A 15,781-nucleotide genomic window follows, 5' to 3' on the forward strand; every position below is an offset into this window, starting at 1 on the left:
ATCTGCGCAGATGCCGCCGAGGACCCGGGCGGCGCGCACCGCGCGGAGGACCGACCATGCCGCAGCACGACCCCGAGAGCACCCGCCCCGACGGCACGCCCCCCGCGAGCCATACCCGTCCGGGCAGCACCCGACCCGAGGACCGGGACGCCGACCCCCGCGACGGCCGGCGTGAGACAGCCACCGAGCGGATGGACCGGAACTGGAACGAGCTGCTCCAGGAGCTGCGCGTCGCCCAGACGGGCGTGCAGATCCTGACCGGCTTCCTGCTGACGGTCCCGTTCCAGCAGCGGTTCCTCGACCTCGACGACTACCAGAAGACCGTCTACCTGGTGCTGGTCGTGCTCGCGGTGACGGCGACGGGGTTCATCGTCGCGCCGGTGTCGCTGCACCGGATCCTGTTCCGGCGGCACCTCAAGCGAGAGCTGGTGGAGTCCGGCGACCGGATGGCGCAGGCGGGTCTGGCGACGCTCGCGCTGGTGCTCGCGGGGTCGGCCCTGCTGCTGTTCGACGTCGTGGTCGGCCGGTCGGCGGGCTGGGTCGCGGGGAGCGCCGCGCTCGTCGGGCTGGCGGTGGTCTGGCTGGCGTTGCCGCTGCGCCTCTCGCGCCGGGCGGGGCGCGAGGACGAGTGAGGCCCTCGCGCGGGATCGTCAGCCGCGCAGCAGCCGCGCGATCACCCGCGCCCCCGCCTCCGGCGAGGCGTGCGGCGAGCCGGTGACCGCGCCGAGCAGCAGGGCGATGTTCGAGACGCTGACCACCGCGAGCGCGGTGTCCCAGTCGTCCTCCGCAGGTTCGGGGTCGGCGGGGTGCCGCGCGCGCCCGACCTGGTCGGCGAGCTCCGCGAAGCCCTCCTCGTAGAACGCCCCGATCTCGGCGCGCGCCTCGGGGTGCCGGACGGCGAAGGACAGGATCTCGAGCGCGAGCAGGAGCTCGGTCTCGTCCACCATGCCGAGCAGCGCCGCCGACAGCTTCTCCTCCAGGCCCTCCTCCCCCATCCCGGGCAGGCCGGGCTGGGCCGGGGCGGCGGCGATCTGCCGACGGGCGACCTCGAGGAACAGCTCGTGCTTCGACCCGAAGTGCGCGTACACGGCGCCCTTGGTGTACCCGGCGTCGGCGGCGATGTCACCGAGGGACGCCCCCTCGTAGCCCTGCCGGGCGAAGGCGCGGGCCGCGGCGTCCAGCAGCTCGGTGCGCGTGCGGCCCGCGCGCTCGGCGCGCCGCTCCTCGGCCCGGCCGCTCCCACCCCGTCGCCCGACGCTCTCGGAGGCGTCGGCCAGCCCGCGCGACGCCTCGCGCAGGCTCGCGGCGACGGCGTCGGAGACCTCGGGGACGACGGACTGCACCTGCTTGCCGATGAGCCGGGTCAGCGCCGCGGTGGCGTCGGCGAGGGCGCGGGTCGCGGCCCCGATCGAGTCGTCCGCTGCGTTCCCGTCGGGGGCCTGGTCGTCGTGCATGCGCGCCATGCCGTCATCCTAACCGCGTCGCGTACCGACCGGTATCCAGGATCGGACCGATGGCCAGCCAAGAGTCTGACCTGGTGCAACACGGCTCAAACCAACGAGATACCTACTGGTATCCCGGAGCCACATCCTGCTACGTTCATCACGTACCGGTCGGTATCAGAGCCGCCGAGGCGACGAGCGAAGGAGTGCGGAGATGGGTGCAGCGGGTGTGCTGACCGTCCGCGGGCTGCGGAAGCGGTACCGCGGGCGCGGCGGCGTGCAGGCGAACGACGGGATCGACCTGGACGTTGCGGCGGGGCAGGTCGTCGGGCTCCTCGGCCACAACGGGGCCGGCAAGACGACCCTGGTGAACCAGGTCGTCGGGCTCGTCCGCCCCGACGAGGGGACGATCCACCTGGACGGCGTCGACGCGGTGGCGCAGCCCGCCGAGGCGCGGCGCCGCACCTGCATCCAGGCGCAGGCCAACGTCCCGATCACGGGCCTCACGCCGCGCCGGGCGATCGAGCTGGTGGGGCGCATCCGCGGCGCCGACCGCGCGGCGGTGCGCGAGCGGACCGACGAGCTGCTCGACGCGCTCGACCTGCGCCCCTGGGCCGACACCCCCGCGGAGAAGGTCTCGGGAGGCATCGCCCGGCTCACCGCGTTCGCGATGACCGTCGTCACCCCGGGCCGGCTCGTCGTCCTGGACGAGCCCACCAACGACGTCGACCCCGTGCGCCGACGGCTGCTCTGGGGCCGGATCCGCTCGCTCGCCGACGAGGGCCGCGCGGTGCTGCTCGTGACGCACAACGTCCGGGAGGCCGAGCGCGTCGTCGACCGGCTCGTCGTCCTCGACCGAGGCCGGGTGCTGGCCGACGACACCCCCGCGGGGCTCACGGCGCACCTGCAGGGCACGCTCACCGTGGAGGCCGACCTCTCCCCCGGCGCCGTCGACGCCGGCTGGCGGTGGCACCCGGCGGTGCGGGAGGTGGCGGGCGCGCGCGGCCGGGAGGTCGGCACGGTCCGCGCCGCCGACGCCGCGGAGGTCGTGCGCTGGGCGCAGGACGAGGTCGCGGCGCACCGGCTCGAGCGGTACGCGCTGACGCCGGCGTCGCTCGAGGACGTGTACGTCGACCTCGTCGGCCACGAGCAGCACGCGGGCCGGGCCGCGGGTGCGGAGGTGGCGGCGTGACCACCGTCCAGCAGACCCTCCTGCTCACCCAGTGGCAGTTCCGGCGGCAGGCGACGATGCTGCCGCTGCTCGTCGTGGTCCAGGTGTTCCTGGCGGTCGCGACGATCCTGGGCTTCGGGCTCGTGATCGGCGACCCGCCCCCGGACCAGGCCCTCTACCTGGCGACCGGCGCCCCGACGATCACGCTCGTGATGGTCGGCCTGGTGATGACGCCGCAGATGCTGTCCCAGTCCCGGACGGAGGGCAGCCTCGACTGGATGCGCACGCTGCCGGTGCCGCGCGGCTCGTTCCTGGTGAGCGACCTGCTGGTCTGGACGCTGATCGCGCTGCCCGGCATGGTGCTCGGCATCGTCACCGGCGTGCTCCGGTTCGACGTCCACCTGTCGCCCGCGCCGTGGCTGGTCCCCGCGACGCTGCTGGTGTCGCTCACGGCCGCGGCGGTGGGCTACGGGATGGCGTCGCTGCTCAAGCCGACCCTGGCGATGCTGATGACCCAGGTGCTGGTGTTCGTGATCCTGCTGTTCACCCCGGTCAGCTACCCGGCCGACCGGATGCCCGCGTGGCTGCAGACGGCGCACGAGTGGTTCCCCTTCGAGCCGATGGCCCAGCTCGTCCGGTCCGGGCTCGCGAGCGACACGTTCACGATGCCCGGGCGCTCGCTCGTCGTGCTGCTGGCCTGGTGCGCGGCGTCGGTGGCGGGCGCGACCTGGGCGCTGCGCCGGCGGGCGTAGGCGCCCGCGCGGCCCCGGCGACCCAATCACGGGCGTCGGGGCCGTGCCTAGGATCGCGGGCATGCCCTTCCTCGCGACGTCCGCCGACGCGGCGGAGCACGGCCCGACGACCAGCCTCGACGACGGGGCGGTCCCCGACGGCACCACGACGCTCTACCTGGTGCGGCACGGCCGCACGGAGTTCAACACCGCCCGCCTGCTGCAGGGCTGGTCGGACTCCCCGCTGACGGCGGACGGCCTGGCCGGCGTCCGCGCCACCGCGCGGGTGCTCGCGGACCGGACCTTCGCCGCGGCGTACGCGAGCCCGGCGGGCCGCACCGTCGCGACGGCGCGGGAGCTGCTCACCGCGCACCCCGGCGTGGGGCTCACCACCGACCCCGGCCTCCGGGAGATGCACTTCGGCGACCTCGAGGCCCGCCCGGAGGCCGAGCTGCTGGCGCTCGGCGACCCGGTCGAGCTGTTCGGCGGCATCCTCACCGGCACCTACCCGGGCCTGCCCGGCGCGGAGCGCACCACCGCGTACCTGGAGCGGGTCGCCGACGCTTTCGGGCGCATCGAGCGGGAGCACGCGGGCGGCGGCGACGTGCTCGTGGTCAGCCACGGCGTGACGCTGCTGGCCTACCTGGCGATGGCCGGCACCGTGCCGATGGACCCGCTGGCGAACGCGAGCGTGTCGACGGTCCGGATCGGGCCGGACGGCGAGCGGGAGGTGCGGACGTTCGGGTACGACCCGGCCGCTCAGGGCGCGCCGGGGCTGCCGGTGCCCGGCACCGAGCAGCCGGTGCGCTCCCCGGAGCGCCCGGACGGCGCCTGACGACCTCTGTCCCGCCGCAGCGCCGACGCCCACCCCTGGCCGCGCCCGCCCCCGCCGAGCAGGATGGGCGCCATGGACCTGCCCGTGATGCCGCCCGTGTCCCCGATGCTGGCCAAGGCCGTGCCGGAGATCCCCGACCTCGGCCACACCGAGCCCAAGTGGGACGGGTTCCGCACGATCGTCTTCCGGGACGGCGACGAGGTGGTGCTCGGCAGCCGCAACGAGAAGCCGATGACCCGGTACTTCCCGGAGCTGGTCGACTCGATCAAGGCATCCACCCCGGAGCGGTGCGTGCTGGACGGCGAGATCGTGATCGTGTCCGGCGACCGGCTCGACTTCGACGCGCTCCAGCAGCGGATCCACCCCGCGGAGAGCCGGGTCCGGCTGCTGGCCGGGCAGACGCCCGCTTCGTTCGTGGCGTTCGACGTGCTCGCGCTCGGCGACGACGACCTGATGCGCACCCCGTTCGGCGACCGGCGCGCCCGCCTCGTCGACGCGCTCGGCGCCACGATCACCGGCGACGACCCCCGCGTGCACGTCACCCCGGCGACGGGCGACCTCGCGGTGGCGCAGCAGTGGTTCACCCAGTTCGAGGGCGCCGGGCTGGACGGCGTCGTCGCCAAGCCGCTCGACGGCACCTACCAGCCCGACAAGCGGACGATGTTCAAGGTCAAGCACGCCCGCACCGCCGACTGCGTGGTCGCCGGGTTCCGCTGGCACAAGTCCGGCGACGTGCTCGGCTCGCTGCTGCTCGGGCTGTGGACCGACGACGGCCGGCTGCAGCACGTCGGCGTCGCGGCGTCGTTCCCGATGGCCCGGCGCAAGGCGCTGGTCGAGGAGCTGGCACCGCTGCGGGCCGACGACCTGTCCGAGCACCCCTGGGGCGACTGGGCGGACCAGTCGGCGCACGAGGGCAGGCGGATGCCCGGCGCGGTCAGCCGGTGGAACGCGACCAAGGACCTGTCGTTCGTGCCGCTGCGCCCGGAGCTCGTGGTCGAGGTCGGCTACGACCACATGGAGGGCGACCGGTTCCGGCACACCGCGCAGTTCAAGCGCTGGCGCCCGGACCGCGACCCCGCGACCTGCACCTACGCGCAGCTGGAGGAACCGGTGAACTTCCGGCTGTCGGAGATCCTCGCGCCGCCCGCGTGACCGGCGGCCGGCCCCGGCGCCCTCCGCGCGCGCTCCGCGCAGCCCGCTCGTAGGGTCGGACGGGTCCGCCAGACCCGACCGCGGAAGGACCCCGTGGAATGAGCGCCTCCGTCCCCTCGCGCACGCCCGGCAAGCCGCACGACGTCGTCGTGATCGGGTCCGGCTTCGGCGGCCTGTTCGCCACCAAGGCGCTGGCCGACGCCCCCGTCCGGGTCACCGTGATCGACGGGACCGCGACGCACCTGTTCCAGCCGCTGCTCTACCAGGTCGCCACGGGGGTGCTCTCGGTCGGCGAGATCTCCCCCGCCACCCGCGACGTGCTCAAGAGCCAGCGCAACGCCCGGGTGCTGCTGGGCGTCGTCACGGACATCGACCTCGACAAGCGCGAGGTCGTGTCCGCCTCGCCGCTCGGCGAGACCCGCACCCGGTACGACAGCCTGGTGGTCGCGGCCGGGTCGGGGCAGTCGTACTTCGGCAACGACCAGTTCGCCGACTTCGCCCCGGGCCTCAAGAGCATCGACGACGCCCTGGAGATCCGCGGCCGCGTGTTCGGCGCGTTCGAGCTGGCGGAGCTCGCCACCGACCCGGCGGAGCGCGCGCGGCTCACCACGTTCGTCGTCGTCGGCGCGGGACCCACGGGCGTCGAGATGGCCGGGCAGCTCGCGGAGCTGGCGCACCGGTCGCTGCGCGGCTCGTTCCGCAGCCTCGACCCGACCCAGGCGCGCATCCTCCTCGTCGACCCGGTGCCGAAGGTGCTGCCCGGGAACCCGGAGGAGCTGCAGGACGCGGCGGCACGGGTGCTCGAGGGCCTGGGCGTCGAGCTGCTGATGGGCCACAAGGTCGTCGACGTCGACGCGTCCTCCGTCACGGTCGAGGACGGCGACGGCAACCGCACCACGATCGAGTCGCAGACGAAGGTCTGGGCTGCCGGCGTGCAGGCGTCGCCGCTCGGGAAGCAGCTCGGCGAGAAGACCGGGGCCGAGGTGGACCGCGCGGGCCGGGTGCGGGTCGAGCCCAACGGCTCGCTGCCCGGGCACCCCGAGGTGTTCGTGGTCGGCGACATGGCCCTGCGTCCGGGCGTCCCCGGCGTCGCGCCCGCCGCGATGCAGACCGGCCGGTACGCCGCCCAGGAGATCGTCCGCCGCGTGCAGGGCGAGCCCAGCGCCGGGCCCTTCCGGTACCAGGACAAGGGGTCGCTCGCGACGGTGTCCCGGTTCCAGGCGGTCGCCAAGATCGGGCCGGTCAAGACCGCCGGGTTCGGCGCGTGGCTGCTCTGGCTGGGGGTCCACCTGTTCTACCTGGTGGGGTTCAAGAACCGGATCACCACGCTGCTGCACTGGGCCGTGAGCTTCATCGGCCGCGGGCGGTCCGAGCGCACGGCCACGTGGCAGCAGGTGGTCGGCCGGGGCGCGCTGCGCACCCGGGGCGTCGACAAGCCCACGGTGCCGACCCGCCAGGTCCTGGACGACTGACCCGCCGTCTCCGCGCCGCGGCGAGGTCGGCCGGGGTCAGGCCGGGTCGGCCGACGCGAGGCGCGCGAGCTCCTGCTCCAGCAGCGGGAGCAGCGCCGGGTCGGTCAGCGAGCGGAAGTGGCCCGGGGTCTCCAGGCGCACGTTGCGCGCCCCCGGCAGCTCGCTGCCGGTCGGGATGTGCGGGTCGAAGCACGTCGCCACGGACACGATGCGCCCGTGGTCGGCGCGCTGGGCGGCGAGCGCCGTGAGCACCTCGTCGTCGGGCAGGAAGGTCCGGATCGACCGCAGGGGCAGCAGCCGCGCGTAGGGCGACCCGGAGAACGGCGTGTTGAGCGCGACCATCCCGAGGACTTGGTCGCCGACGTCGGTGCGGCCCATGACGCTCTTGCCGATCAGCCCGCCCTTGGAGTGCGCCACGAGCACCACCCCGCGCAGGTCGGCGTCGACCAGCTGGGCCGCGGCCAGGTCGGCCATGTCCGGGACGCTCCCCCGGTTCAGGCCGAACGGCGCGACGACGTGCACCGGGTGCCCGCCCGCGAACAGCCCGCGCGCCAGCGGCTCCAGGAACCGCCAGGTCTCCCACACGCCGGGCAGCAGCAGGACCGGCGGGCGGCGAGCCGGCGCGGGCCGGGTGTACGAGTCCGGCGAGGTCCGGGACAGCAGCCCGCGCGCCTGCCGCCAGCCGGCGTACGCGTAGTCCTGGCCCCACCACACCGCGCGGCGGGCGGTCTCCCCCGCGGTCAGCACGGGTCCTCCCGCACCCAGCGGGCGAGCAGCGGCGCGTGGCTGGCCATCGCGACGTGCCCGGCGCGGGGCACCTCGCGGACGTCGGCCCGCGGCGCGAGCGCACCCAGCCGGCGCGCCCAGGCCCGCGACGACACCGGGTCGTGCTCGCCCCGCACGACCAGCACCGGCCCCGGCAGCCGGGACACGGCGTCGGCGGTGTCGTAGGCGAACATGTGCGGGAGCACCGCCGCGTACCAGGAGGGCCCGGTCCGCAGGTAGTCGCTGGCGACGACCGCGTTGACGCCCAGCGGCTCGTGCAGCCCGTCCTTCGCGAGCCGCAGCGCCTGGCGCAGCACCGACGGCGCGTCCGGGTCGACGACGGCGCCGATGAGCACCACCCGTTCCACGACGTCGGGCGCCCGCAGCATCGCCTCCGCGACCACCTGGGCGCCCATCGAGTGCCCGACGAGCGTCGCGCGCTCGATCCCCCGGTGCCGGAGCACGGCGAGCACGACGTCCGCGAGGTCGCCCACCGTGGGCACCCGGGCCGGGCGCGGGCTGCGGCCGAACCCCGGGAGGTCCGGGACGAGGACCCGGCGGTCGGTGGCCAGCTCGCGGGTCAGGGCGCGGTAGTACCGCTCGGAGACGCCGATGCCGTGCACCAGCACCACCGCCGGGTCGTCAGGGCGCCCCACGTCCGTGACGACGACGCCCGCCGCCGGGTCGAGGCCGCGGGGCTGCGCGCCGCCGAGGGTCCGGGCGAGGAGCCGGCCCGGGCGGCGGCCGGCGGTGCGCCCGTCGAGGCGGGCGCGGGCGCGAACGCCGGTGCGGTCGCCCGTGCGGCCGTCCGCCGGGGTGTCGGGGGGCGTGGACAGCACGGACGGGGCTCCTCGGGGTCGAGCGGGCGGGATCCGTACTCTGGCGGACTCCGCGCCGCCGGGCCACCCGGGGCACCCGCGCGGGGTGCGGGCCCCGCGGCGCCGGGCGAGAGTGGGACGCATGCCGAACCGCCTCGCCCGCAGCACCAGCCCGTACCTGCGCCAGCACGCCGGGAACCCGGTCGACTGGTACGAGTGGGGCGAGGAGGCGTTCGCCGAGGCCCGCCGCCGGGACGTGCCGCTGCTCGTGTCGATCGGCTACGCCGCGTGCCACTGGTGCCACGTCATGGCGCACGAGTCCTTCGAGGACGAGGCGGTCGCCGCGGTGATGAACAGCCGGTTCGTCAACGTGAAGGTCGACCGCGAGGAGCGTCCGGACCTCGACGCCGCCTACATGGCGGCGACCCAGGCGATGACCGGGCAGGGCGGCTGGCCGATGACGGTGTTCGCGACGCCGGAGGGCGACCCGTTCTTCTGCGGCACGTACTTCCCGCCGGTCCCCGTGGCGGGGCGGCCGGCGTTCGGGCAGGTGCTCGAGGCGCTGTCCCGCGCGTGGCGGGAGCGGCGGGACGAGGTCCGGGGCGGGGCCGCCGAACTGCTGGCGCACCTGGGCGGCGGGGCGGCGCCCGGCGCGGGCACCGCGGGCGGCACGGAGGCCGACGACGACGGCGCGGCGACCGGCGCGCGGGCGGGCGACGCCGCCGACGACGGCACCGCCGCCCTCGACCTCGACGCCGTCGCCCGGGTCTCCGACCTCGCGGTGGAGGCGCTCGCCGCGTCGTACGACGCCGAGCACGGCGGGTTCGGCGGAGCCCCCAAGTTCCCGCCGTCGACCGCCCTGGAGTGGCTGCTGCGCCGGCACGCCCGCACCGGCGACGAGCGCGCGCTCGCGATGGCGACCGGCACCCTGGAGGCGATGGCCCGCGGCGGCATGGCCGACCAGGTCGGCGGCGGGTTCGCCCGGTACGCGGTGGACGCGACGTGGACGGTGCCGCACTTCGAGAAGATGCTCGAGGACAACGCGATGCTGCTCCGGATCGGCGTGCACTGGTGGCGCAGCACGGGATCGGACCTGGCCCGGCACGTCGTCGAGGGCACCGCCGACTGGCTGCTGCGCGACCTGCGGACGCCCGAGGGCGCGTTCGCCTCGTCGCTCGACGCGGACACCGACGGCGTCGAGGGCGCGACCTACGTGTGGACCCGGGCGACGCTCGACGAGGCGCTCGGCGCCGAGGACGGTGCGTGGGCGGCGGAGCTGTTCGGCGTCACGGAGGCCGGCACGTTCGAGGCGGGCACCTCCGTGCTGCAGCTGCGCGCGGACCCGGCGCCGGAGGACGAGGTGCGGCTCGCGCGGGTGCGCCGGGCGCTGCTGCGCGCCCGGTCCGCCCGGCCGCAGCCCGCGCGGGACGACAAGGTGGTCGCGGCGTGGAACGGGCTGGCGGTCGCCGCGCTCGCCGAGGCGGGCGCCGCCCTGGAGCGCCGCGAGTGGGTCGCGGCGGCGGCGGACGCGGCGGAGCTGCTCGACACCGTGCACACGCTCGACGGCGGGGACGGGCTGCTGCGGCTGGCGCGCACCTCCCGGGACGGCGCGGTGGGGACGGCGCCCGGGGTGCTCACCGACTACGCCGCGGTGGCCGAGGGGTTCGGGGTGCTCGGCGGCGTGACCGGGGACCCGCGCTGGGCCGCGCGCGCGTCGGCCCTGCTGGACACGGTGCTCGCGCGGTTCCGCGCGCCGGGCCACGGGTTCCGGGACACCGCCGACGACCAGACCGACCCGGTCGTCGCCCGGCTGTCCACCCGGCCGGACGTCGCGGACGGGCCCTCGGCCGCGGGGCAGTCGGCCGCGGCGGGCGCGCTGCTCGCCCGCGCGGCGCTGACCGGCTCGGCGACCGACCGGCGCGCCGCGGAGCTCGCGCTCGCCGGGCCGCTGTCGATCGCGCACCAGCACCCGCGCGCGGTGGCCTGGGCGCTGGCGACCGCCGAGGCGGTGCTGGACGGGCCGCGGGAGGTCGCGGTGCTCGGCCGGGCGGACGACCCGGGCCGGGTGGCGCTGGTGCGCGCGGCGCTGCGCTCCCCCGCGCCGGGGCTGGTGCTCGCGCAGGGCGACCCCGACGAGGTGGCCGCCGACCCCGCCGCGGTGGGCCTGCTCCGTGACCGTCCGCTGGTGGGCGACCGCGCGGCGGCGTACGTGTGCCGCGGGTTCGTCTGCGACCGCCCGACGACCGACCCGGGCGCCCTGCGCGCGTCGCTCGCGTAGCCCTTCGCCGAGTCTCCGTTTCTCGCATCCCCGCACCCGCGCGCGCAGAGTCCGGAGACGAAGACTCGGCGAGATGGGGCGTCAGCGGTCGCGCTTCTCCCGCATGGCGCGGACCGCCTCGAGGTTGTCCTGGCGCTCGCGGAGGGCCTGGCGCTTGTCGTACTCGCGCTTGCCTCGCGCCAGCGCGATCTCGACCTTCGCGCGGCCGTCGAGGAAGTACAGGGACAGCGGGATGATCGTCTGGCCCTTCTCGCGCGTCTTCGCCTCGAGCCGGTCGATCTCCTCGCGGTGCAGCAGCAGCTTGCGCTTGCGCCGCGGGGCGTGGTTGGTCCACGTCCCCTGCGAGTACTCGGGGATGTGCACGCCCTCGAGCCAGGCCTCGCCGCCGTCGACCGAGCACCAGCCGTCGACCAGCGACGCGCGGCCGGCGCGCAGCGCCTTGACCTCGGTGCCGCTCAGCACGACGCCGGCCTCGAACACGTCCTCGATCAGGTAGTCGTGGCGCGCCTTGCGGTTGGACGCGACGAGCGACCGACCGCTCTGCTTGGCCATGACTCTCCTCCTGGGGTCGTGCACGGGGTCGTGCGGGAGCCCCGACGGGTCCGGGGGGCGACGCAGCAGCCTAACCGGCCCCGCCCCGCGCGTCGCCCGGATTCCGCTACAGGCCGAGCAGCGGCCGCGGGTTCTGCGTCGCGCCGTTGACGTACACCTCGAAGTGCAGGTGGCAGGCCGCCGACGTCCCGGTGTTGCCCGAGTAGCCGAGCAGCTGGCCCTGGGACACGTGCTGGCCGCCGCCGACCACGAAGCTCGTCATGTGGTTGTACGACGTCATCAGCGAGCTGCCGTTGTACAGGCCGTGGTCGACCATGACCTGGTTGCCGAAGCCGTTGCGCCAGCGCGCCCACTGCACGGTGCCCTCGCGGGCCGCGTAGATGGGGGTGCCGCAGTAGGTGCGCAGGTCGATGCCCGCGTGCAGCCGGTAGTACCCGAGGATCGGGTGCAGCCGCATGCCGTACTCGCTGGTGACGTGGATCGGGTTGATCGACGTCGGGTTGCCGAACAGCGCGCCGGACACGGGGCCGGCGGCGGGCGCGGGCTGCCCCGCCGCCGCGGCCGCCGCGGCCGCGCGGGCCCGCTGCTCGTTCGCGACCTTGGTCAGCTCCGACTCGATCGACTTCTTCTCCGCGTCGATGGACGCGACCTCGGCCTCGGCGGCCGCCTTCTGCGAGGCCAGCGCCTGCTCCTTGGCGGTCTGCTCCGCGATCAGCCGCTCGACCTCGGCCTGGCGGTCGGCGGCCTCCTGGCGCGCCTGCTCCGCCTCCTCGACCTTGGCGTCCGCCTCGGCCTTGAGCTCGGTGATCCGCTCGCGCACGGCCGTGAGCCGCGCCTGGCTGTTCTTGTTGGCGGCCTCGATGTCGGCGAGCTCGTCGAGCACCTGGTTCTGGGTGCGCTGCGCGGCGGACGCCAGGCCGTACTGCTCGGTGAACTCCTCGACCGTCTGCGCGCCGACCATGATGCTGAGGCCGGACAGGCTCGGGCCGCCCTGGTACGCCTGGCGCGCCATCTGCCGCATCTGGCTGCGGATCTCGTCGGAGCGCTGGGTGTCCGTGGCGATCGTCGAGCTGATCGACGTCTCCTGGTCCTCGGCGTCCTGCAGCCGCGCGGCGATCAGCTCCGCCTCGCGCTCGTAGCCGGCCAGCGCCTCCTGCGCCGCGGTGAGCGCCGCCTGCGCCGGGGCGAGCTGCTGCTGGACCGCGAGCAGGTCCTGCGCGGTCTGCTGGTACTGCGCGCTGAGCCCCTCGAGCGCCGCCTCGGCGTCGGCCCGCTGCTGCTCGTTCTGCTGCTGCTGGCGCTGCAGCGCGGCCTGCCGGTCGTCGAGGTCGTCGCCGACGGCGGACCCGGCCGCGGTCAGCCCGAGCAGCACCGCGAGCGCGCCGGCGAGCGACGCGGCGACGGCGCGGGTGCCGCGCGCGCGGCGGGGGGTGCGGGTGCGCATGCTCGCCATCTCAGACCTTCGTGTAGCGGCTCAGGGTGACCAGGGACGAGATCGCGGCGAGCAGGATCGCGGCCGCCACCAGGAACGGCGCCACCTGCCACACCTCGTTGGTGGTGACGTACGGGATCCACGCGACCTGGCCGCCCAGCCAGTCCGTCACGAGGTACCGCACGCCGGCCCACAGCCCGGCGACGGACAGCGCCGCACCGATGGTCGCGGCGATCGCGCCCTCGAGCATGAACGGCAGCTGGATGAACAGGTTGGACGCGCCGACCATCCGCATGATCCCGGTCTCGCGCCGCCGACTGAGGGCGGACAGCCGGATCGTCGTCGTGATGAGCAGCACCGCGGCGAGCAGCATCACCCCCGCGAGGCCGAGCGACAGCAGGGTCGCGGAGTTCAGCACCCGGAAGAGCGTGTTGTAGAGCTCGCGCTGGTCCTGCACGGTCTCGACGCCCTGCCGGCCCTGCAGCACGTCGGCGACGACCTCGAACTTCTCCGGGTCGGTGAGCTTGATCCGCAGCGACTCGTTCATGTCGTCGACGGTCATCACCTGGGCCCAGTACTGGCCCTCGAACTGGCGCTGGAACGTCTCGAACGCCTGCTCCTTGGACTCCGCCGTGACGCTCTCGATGTACGGGGACACGTCCGGCGCGTCGAGCGCGTCGAGGATCGCCTGCTTCTGGTCGTCGGTGACCTCGCCGCCGGCGCAGGTGGGCTCCGAGGAGGTCCCGGCCGGGCAGAGGTACACCGCGACCTCGACCTTGCCGTAGAAGTCGTCCTGCATCTTGCCGATCTGCATCTGCAGCAGCGCGGCGGCCCCGACGAACGTCAGCGACACGAAGGTGACCAGGACGACGGAGATGGTCATGGAGAGGTTCCGGCGCAGGCCGATGCCGATCTCCGAGAGGATGAACTGCAGTCGCACGTCGATCCTCCCCTCAGCGGTCCGAGCCGTAGACGCCGCGCGACTGGTCGCGCACCATCTCGCCGCCGGACAGCTCCACGACGCGCTTGCGCATCTGGTCGACGATCTCGTCGTCGTGCGTCGCCATGACGACCGTGGTCCCCGTGCGGTTGATCCGGTCGAGCAGGCGCATGATCCCCAGGGAGGTCGTCGGGTCGAGGTTGCCGGTAGGCTCGTCGGCCAGCAGGATCGACGGCCGGTTCACGAACGCGCGCGCGATCGCCACGCGCTGCTGCTCGCCGCCGGACAGCTCGTGCGGGCGGCGCTTCTCCTTGCCGGCCAGGCCGACCATCTCGAGCACGTCGGGCACGGTGGTGAGGATGTGGTGCCGCGGCTTGCCGATCACCTGGAGCGCGAACGCCACGTTCTCGAACACCGTCTTGTTGTGCAGCAGCCGGAAGTCCTGGAACACCGCGCCGATCTGGCGGCGCAGGTGCGGGACCTTCCACGACGACAGCGTGGTGAGGTCCTTGCCCGCGACGAAGACCTTGCCCGCCGAGGGCCGCTCCTCGCGCAGCGCCAGCCGCAGGAAGGTCGACTTGCCGGAGCCGGACGCGCCGACGAGGAACACGAACTCGCCGCGCTCGACCTCGAGGCTGATGTGGTCCAGCGCGGGTCGCGCGCCGCGCGCGTAGACCTTGGTGACGTTCTCGAATCTGATCACGGGGTTCTGCGGCCAGCCGGTCGGGGACTGAGGGCGTGCGGAGGGTGGTGCGGGACCTGGCCGCGTCGAGCGTAGGCAGCGGCCCGTCGTGACCCGTCCGTGACACGCCGGTCGCTCCCTGTGAGAACGGCCGCCGCGCCCGGATCGCGTAGATCGTCCGGTTCGCCCCGCCGCGCACGCCCCGCGGACCCCGTACGACCCGCGTCAGGCCGGGTCAGCCGCCGGCTCGCCCCCGCGCGGGTGCGGCACCAGCGCCGCGCCGGCGCGCAGCGTCTCGACGGTGCCGACCGGGTCCTCGAGCACGTCCGCGAACGCGACCTCCGCCGCGCCCACCAGCTGCGCGTCCGAGCCCAGCCCCGACCGGACCAGGGCCGCCTGCTCCCGGATCGGGCCGAGCGCCCGCGCGTAGGTCGCCTCCAGCGCGGGCTCCATCGTCGGGTACAGCGCGCCGAGGGTGCCGCCCAGCACCACGACCGCGGGGTTGAACAGGTTCACCAGCGTCGCGAGCCCGGTGCCGACCCACTCCCCCGTGCGCCGCACGCCCGCCACCGCGCGCCGGTTGCCGACCGCCACGTCCGCCAGCACGTCCTCGATGTCGGACTCCCGCGGGTCCCGGCCGACCGCCCGGATGATCGCCGCGTCGCCGATCTCGGCCTCCCAGCAGCCGCGGGCGCCGCACGCGCACGGCCGGCCGCCCGGACGCACGACGATGTGCCCGACCTCGCCCGCGTAGCCGCCGACGCCCTTGAGCAGCTCGCCGTCCACGACCACGCCGCCGCCGACACCCGCCTCGCCGCGGACGTACAGCACGTCCCGGAACCCGCGGCCCGCGCCGCGCAGGTGCTCCGCCACCACGCCGAGGTCGCCGTCGTTGCCGACCGTCACCGGCAGCGCCCCGCCGGTCGCGGCCCGGAGCAGGTCGGCGAACGGCACGTCGAGCCAGCGCAGCGACGGCGCGCGCCGCACCAGGCCGTCGGGCTGCCGCACGCTGCCCGGGATCGACACCACGATCCCCAGGCAGACCGAGCCCGGGGTCGCGCGCGCCTGCATCTCGGCCGCGAGCCCCGCGACCAGCGCCACCACGCCCGCGACGTCCGACGGGTCGGTGCGGTGCAGCCGCCGGCGCACCTGGAGCAGGAAGCCGCCGAGCCCGACCGCCGCCGCGCCGACGCTGGACTGCGTGACGTCCAGCGCGAGCACGTGCGCGCTGGTGCTCACCGGCTCGACCACGAGCGACGGGCGGCCCTTGCCGCGCACGACGCCGGGCCGCTCCCGCACCAGCCCGACCCGGGCCAGCTCGGACGTGAGCGCGCCGACCGTCGAGCGGTTGAACCCGGTGGCCGCGACGATGTCCGACCGGGTCGCCGCACCGCCCACGTGCAGCTGGCGGAGCACCGCCGACAGGTTGGCGCGCCGCACCTCGTCCGGGCCCGAGGCGTCCGCGCGCCGCACCGGCGGGCCAGCACCGAGCCGCACGGGCCGCCCTCCTC

General features: G+C 75.3%; 15 protein-coding genes. 7 read left to right on the top strand and 8 right to left on the bottom strand.

Annotated features, from left to right (window positions below; translation table 11 throughout):
• Nucleotides 1-56: 56 nt before the first annotated feature.
• Nucleotides 57-632 carry a DUF6328 family protein gene (locus J5O08_RS06005; RefSeq protein WP_255589370.1) on the top strand — a complete coding sequence of 192 codons (576 nt, stop codon included), beginning with the start codon at nt 57-59 and terminating at the stop codon, nt 630-632.
• An 18-nt stretch (nt 633-650) separates the two neighbouring features.
• Here J5O08_RS06005 and J5O08_RS06010 read toward each other — a convergent pair whose 3' ends face one another.
• On the bottom strand, nt 651-1,463 hold the full coding sequence (locus J5O08_RS06010) for a TetR/AcrR family transcriptional regulator (RefSeq protein ID WP_218705983.1): 813 nt from the start codon (nt 1,461-1,463) through the stop codon (nt 651-653).
• Between the two features lie 193 nt (nt 1,464-1,656).
• On the opposite strand from J5O08_RS06010, the gene J5O08_RS06015 reads away from it, so the two are divergent.
• The 5 genes from J5O08_RS06015 (at nt 1,657) to J5O08_RS06035 (ending at nt 6,803) form a co-directional block, all read left to right on the top strand.
• Nucleotides 1,657-2,634 carry an ABC transporter ATP-binding protein gene (locus J5O08_RS06015; protein WP_218705984.1) on the top strand — a complete coding sequence of 326 codons (978 nt, stop codon included), beginning with the start codon at nt 1,657-1,659 and terminating at the stop codon, nt 2,632-2,634.
• Nucleotides 2,631-3,365, top strand: coding sequence for an ABC transporter permease (locus J5O08_RS06020; RefSeq protein WP_218705985.1), 735 nt, complete (start codon nt 2,631-2,633; stop codon nt 3,363-3,365). Before J5O08_RS06015 ends, J5O08_RS06020 begins: the two co-directional genes overlap by 4 nt.
• Nucleotides 3,366-3,426: 61 nt before the next feature.
• The gene (locus J5O08_RS06025; RefSeq protein WP_218705986.1) at nt 3,427-4,179 is read left to right on the top strand and encodes a histidine phosphatase family protein; all 753 of its coding nucleotides are present in this window, start codon (nt 3,427-3,429) and stop codon (nt 4,177-4,179) included.
• A 72-nt stretch (nt 4,180-4,251) separates the two neighbouring features.
• A complete protein-coding gene (locus tag J5O08_RS06030) occupies nt 4,252-5,331 on the top strand; it encodes an ATP-dependent DNA ligase (RefSeq protein WP_218705987.1) in 1,080 nt (359 codons plus the stop codon).
• A gap of 98 nt (nt 5,332-5,429) precedes the next feature.
• Entirely contained in the window at nt 5,430-6,803 is a 1,374-nt protein-coding gene (locus J5O08_RS06035; RefSeq protein WP_218705988.1) for an NAD(P)/FAD-dependent oxidoreductase, read from the top strand.
• Between the two features lie 36 nt (nt 6,804-6,839).
• Here the strand turns inward: J5O08_RS06035 and J5O08_RS06040 are convergent, their stop codons facing one another.
• Both J5O08_RS06040 and J5O08_RS06045 read right to left on the bottom strand, forming a co-directional pair.
• A complete protein-coding gene (locus J5O08_RS06040; RefSeq protein WP_218705989.1) occupies nt 6,840-7,550 on the bottom strand; it encodes a triacylglycerol lipase in 711 nt (236 codons plus the stop codon).
• On the bottom strand, nt 7,544-8,407 hold the full coding sequence (locus tag J5O08_RS06045; RefSeq protein WP_218705990.1) for an alpha/beta fold hydrolase: 864 nt from the start codon (nt 8,405-8,407) through the stop codon (nt 7,544-7,546). The genes J5O08_RS06040 and J5O08_RS06045 overlap by 7 nt, the downstream gene beginning before the upstream one ends.
• 121 nt (nt 8,408-8,528) lie before the next feature.
• On the opposite strand from J5O08_RS06045, the gene J5O08_RS06050 reads away from it, so the two are divergent.
• Nucleotides 8,529-10,664, top strand: coding sequence for a thioredoxin domain-containing protein (locus J5O08_RS06050; RefSeq protein WP_218705991.1), 2,136 nt, complete (start codon nt 8,529-8,531; stop codon nt 10,662-10,664).
• Nucleotides 10,665-10,745: 81 nt separating this feature from the next.
• Here the strand turns inward: J5O08_RS06050 and smpB are convergent, their stop codons facing one another.
• From smpB to J5O08_RS06075, 5 genes are all read right to left on the bottom strand, one after another.
• Nucleotides 10,746-11,216, bottom strand: a complete 471-nt coding sequence (gene smpB, locus J5O08_RS06055) for an SsrA-binding protein SmpB (RefSeq protein WP_147794009.1) — start codon at nt 11,214-11,216, stop codon at nt 10,746-10,748.
• A gap of 106 nt (nt 11,217-11,322) precedes the next feature.
• The gene (locus J5O08_RS06060) at nt 11,323-12,660 is read right to left on the bottom strand and encodes a M23 family metallopeptidase (RefSeq protein WP_218705992.1); all 1,338 of its coding nucleotides are present in this window, start codon (nt 12,658-12,660) and stop codon (nt 11,323-11,325) included.
• A gap of 10 nt (nt 12,661-12,670) precedes the next feature.
• Nucleotides 12,671-13,588 carry a permease-like cell division protein FtsX gene (gene ftsX / locus J5O08_RS06065; protein ID WP_217615941.1) on the bottom strand — a complete coding sequence of 306 codons (918 nt, stop codon included), beginning with the start codon at nt 13,586-13,588 and terminating at the stop codon, nt 12,671-12,673.
• Between the two features lie 13 nt (nt 13,589-13,601).
• Nucleotides 13,602-14,291, bottom strand: coding sequence for a cell division ATP-binding protein FtsE (ftsE, locus tag J5O08_RS06070; RefSeq protein ID WP_147794012.1), 690 nt, complete (start codon nt 14,289-14,291; stop codon nt 13,602-13,604).
• 204 nt (nt 14,292-14,495) lie between these two features.
• Nucleotides 14,496-15,767, bottom strand: coding sequence for an ROK family protein (locus J5O08_RS06075; protein WP_218705993.1), 1,272 nt, complete (start codon nt 15,765-15,767; stop codon nt 14,496-14,498).
• Between the last annotated feature and the right edge of the window lie 14 nt (nt 15,768-15,781).

Source organism: Cellulomonas sp. PS-H5 (assembly GCF_019265565.1).
Lineage (GTDB): Bacteria > Actinomycetota > Actinomycetes > Actinomycetales > Cellulomonadaceae > Cellulomonas.